This is a genomic window from uncultured Flavonifractor sp. (assembly GCF_944387675.1).
Classification (GTDB): Bacteria; Bacillota; Clostridia; order Oscillospirales; family Oscillospiraceae; genus Flavonifractor.
Window position 1 is genome coordinate 1 of sequence record NZ_CALXFV010000168.1, and the last position, 2,752, is coordinate 2,752.

The window sequence follows — 2,752 nt, forward strand, 5'->3', positions numbered from 1 at the left end:
CAGAAAGTAAAGTTTGGAAAGCTACAGGTAGAAGAAAAAGAAGTATAGCTCAAGTATCAATGTCTTATGGTAAGGGGTCTATAGTTGTAAATGGCGAGGATGTAAATTCTTATATGCCTTATGAAACATTGGTTATGGATTTAAAGCAACCTTTGGTTTTAACTGAAAATGATGGTAAATTTGATATTGTTGTTAAAGTTAATGGTGGTGGATTTAATGGTCAAACAGGCGCAATTAGATTGGGTATTGCTCGTTGTTTGTTACAAATTGATCCGAATAATAGAACTATACTTAAGGAAAGTGGTATGATTACTAGAGATTCTAGAATTAAAGAACGTAAGAAGTATGGTTTGAAAAAGGCTAGAAGAGCTCCACAATTTAGTAAGAGATAGAATTTGTTTAAGACCTACGTTTTTTGTAGGTTTTTTTGTGCTTGAAATTATTGTGAAAATGCTAGAAGATATTATTGTAGTATGTTATACTGAATTTGTAGGGTGATATTGTGGCAAAAAAAGTTTTTAAATCAATAGAAGAACAGGTTGAAATTTTAAAAGATAAGGGTTTAACAATAGAAGATGATGAGTATGTAAAATCTGTGTTGTTACGTGAAAATTATTTTTTCCTTATGGGCTATAGACATTCTTTTTTGAAACAAGATGTTAGTAGAAAGTTTATTACTGGTACATCTTTTAATGAACTTTATGCTTTGTTTTTGTTTGATCGTGCGTTTAGAAATATTATTTTTAAAAATTTATTGATTGTTGAAAATAATTATAAATCTATTTTTAGCTATGTTTTAAGTAGTAATTATGGTTATAAGGAAAAAGATTATTTAAATCCGTCAAATTTTGATCAAGCTGAAGATAAAAAGGGACAGGTTAGTGACTTGATTCGAAAGTTAAAAAGACAGTATAGAGTTAATGGGAAACAACACGGCGCTACTAGTCATTATATGGTTAATTATGGTTATATTCCTTTATGGATTGGAATAAAAGTTATTAGTTTTGGTTTGATGAGTGAGTTGTTTAGTATTCTTAAGGATGAGGACGCTGATAGGATAGCTAAAATATATGGATTGGATGCTAAAAGTTTAGAAATTTTTTTGCCGATTTTAGCTAATTATAGAAATTTGTGCGCTCATGAGGATATTTTGTTTGATCATTTTACTCAAAGAGTTATTCCTGATAATAAGTATCATCATATTCTTAATATTGATAAGGTAGATGATGAGTATGTTTGTGGTAAAAACGATATTTTTGCATTAATTCTTATTCTTAAACATATGTTAACTCCTGCTGATTTTAAAATGATGATGAATGAAATTAATTATGAGTTTGATAGGTTAAAGGGAAGACTTGTTCATATTGGAATAGAAAGGATTTATGAAAAAATGGGATTTCCTATGAATTATAAGGATATTATGTATTTAGAATAGAAAGGGTGCGATTGTTTTGCGTAAAAGGATTGTATATTTATTTACTATTATTTTTAGTTTGTTTGTTGGTGCGTGTTTGATGTATGGTGTTTTTTATTTTTTTCCAAATACTATTGTTGAGAAAGTGAGTGAAAATAGAGTAACTGTTACAGATGAAGGAATAAGTGCCGGTGTCGATAATGTATATGATTCTGTGGTTGTTGTGGAAAGTTTAGTTAGAAATTCTGTTATTTCGATAGGAACTGGTTTTGTTTATAAAACTGATGGAAACGATGCTTATGTTATGACAAATCATCATGTTATTGAAGATGCGGAAAGTGTACAATTGACTTTTACTAATGGTGATGTTGTTACTGCTGAATTAATTGGTTCTGATGAATATGCGGATATTGCGGTTTTAAAAATTGACAATAAGTATGTGTTAAAGGTTGCAACTTTGGGAAGTAGTGAAGATATGGAACTTGGAGACACAGTTTTTACAATTGGTACTCCTTTGAGTAAGGATTATTCTGGGACAGTTACTCGTGGAATTATAAGTGGTAAAAATAGATTGGTTAGTGTCTCTATTTCTGGTTATTCAAGCGATTGGATTATGAATGTTATGCAAACTGATGCTGCAATAAATCCGGGAAATAGTGGAGGCCCTTTATGTGATGTTAATGGTAATGTAATAGGTATTAATTCTTTGAAAGTTGTTGAAGATGAAATTGAGGGGTTAGGTTTTTCTATTCCGATTGAAGATGCTATGGATATTGCTTCGCATATTGAGTCTGGTACTAAAATTATAAGACCTTATTTTGGAATTTCTATGTTGGATTTGTCTGCTAGTTATGATTTAATGCTTGCTGGAATAAGAATTGATGGGAATGTAGATGAGGGTGTTGTGGTTTATCAAGTTGAAAATGGTAGCCCTGCTTCTATATCTGGTTTATCTACTGGGGATATTATTATTAAGGTTGGGGGTATTGAAGTTGGTAATATTGCTGAATTTAGATATAATTTGTATAAGTATGAACCTGGTGAAGTTGTCGAAGTGGAATATTATAGAGATGGCGAGTATAAAACTACTGAAGTTAAATTAGAAAAAAATGAATGACCTACATTGTAGGTTTTTTAATTGATAAATTTTGTTATAAAGTATATAATTTAATTGGGAGTGTTTATATGAAGAAGTGTGCGTTTATTTATAATCCGGAAAGTGGTAAGACTAATAGTAAAAAGGATATTGATAAAATTGTGGAATTATTAGAAATAAATGGTTATAATATTTTGTTATGCCCAACTGAATATAAAGGCCATGCCATAAAAATCGTAGAG

General features: G+C 30.1%; 4 protein-coding genes. All 4 read left to right on the forward strand.

What is annotated here, in order from left to right; all coding sequences use genetic code 11:
- Positions 1-392 (forward strand): 30S ribosomal protein S9 (rpsI, locus tag Q0J74_RS11070; RefSeq protein ID WP_297214579.1); only part of this gene is annotated, 392 nt, incomplete at its 5' end.
- A gap of 110 nt (positions 393-502) precedes the next feature.
- Positions 503-1,435 carry an Abi family protein gene (locus Q0J74_RS11075; RefSeq protein WP_297214581.1) on the forward strand — a complete coding sequence of 311 codons (933 nt, stop codon included), beginning with the start codon at positions 503-505 and terminating at the stop codon, positions 1,433-1,435.
- A gap of 16 nt (positions 1,436-1,451) precedes the next feature.
- The gene (locus Q0J74_RS11080; RefSeq protein ID WP_297214583.1) at positions 1,452-2,531 is read left to right on the forward strand and encodes a S1C family serine protease; all 1,080 of its coding nucleotides are present in this window, start codon (positions 1,452-1,454) and stop codon (positions 2,529-2,531) included.
- Positions 2,532-2,599: 68 nt separating this feature from the next.
- Positions 2,600-2,752 (forward strand): diacylglycerol kinase family protein (locus Q0J74_RS11125; protein WP_363315585.1); only part of this gene is annotated, 153 nt, incomplete at its 3' end.